Source organism: Zoogloea oleivorans (assembly GCF_008107625.1).
GTDB lineage: Bacteria > Pseudomonadota > Gammaproteobacteria > Burkholderiales > Rhodocyclaceae > Zoogloea > Zoogloea oleivorans.
On sequence record NZ_SDKK01000094.1, the window covers coordinates 1 to 731 of the forward strand.

Sequence of the window (731 nt, forward strand, 5' to 3'; positions counted from 1 at the left end):
AAGCCCTGTGCGCGGGCAGCGTGGAGGAGGGTGCAGGTGACGAAGGTCTTGCCGATTTCGGTGTCGGTGCCGGTGATGAAGAAGGCGGTCATGGGCGGATCAGCGTTTCTCGGCGATGAGCCAGAAGGTGTCGTAGGCGGCGGGCAGGCCGGCGGGGGTGCGGTGCGCTTCGTAGGCGGCGGCGAGGCGCGCCCAGGCGGCTTTTCCAAGGGGGGCGCGGCGGCGCGGAGCGCCGGTCTGGTGGGCGCCGAGGGTCTTGATGTCGCGGAGCAGGCTGCGCAGATCGGGCGCCCAGGCGTAGAGGTTGTCACGCTCGCTGCGCAGCACGCGCAGGCCGGCGTCTTCGGCAGCGTCCTCGATGACTTCCGGCGGCTGGAAGCGCAGCACGTGGTCTTCGCTGTCCACGTGCGAGAAGGCGTCGCGCAGCTCGCCGAGGGTGCCGGGGCCGAGGGTGGCGATCCACAACTGGCCGCCGGGGCGCAGGCTGCGGGCCAGTTCGGGGAAGGCCTTGCGCGGGTTGCACCACTGCAGCGCGTAGCTGGACCACAGGGCGTCGAGGCTGTTGTCGGCAATCGGCAATTGTTCGAGGTCGGCACACAGGGGCAGGGCGAGGCCCGGCGGGTGCTGGCGCAGCATGGCCGGGGCGAAGTCGAGGGCCAGTAATTCGGCGCCCGGAAAAGTGCGCTGCAGGCCGGCCAGGGCGTAGCCGGTGCCGCAGCCGGCATCGAGGA

The 731-nt window shown here is 71.3% G+C and carries 1 protein-coding gene; it reads right to left on the reverse strand.

What is annotated here, in order from left to right; translation table 11 throughout:
* Window positions 1-99 precede the first annotated feature (99 nt).
* A partial coding sequence (locus ETQ85_RS25920; RefSeq protein WP_246128922.1) for a methyltransferase domain-containing protein occupies window positions 100-731 on the reverse strand: 632 nt, incomplete at its 5' end.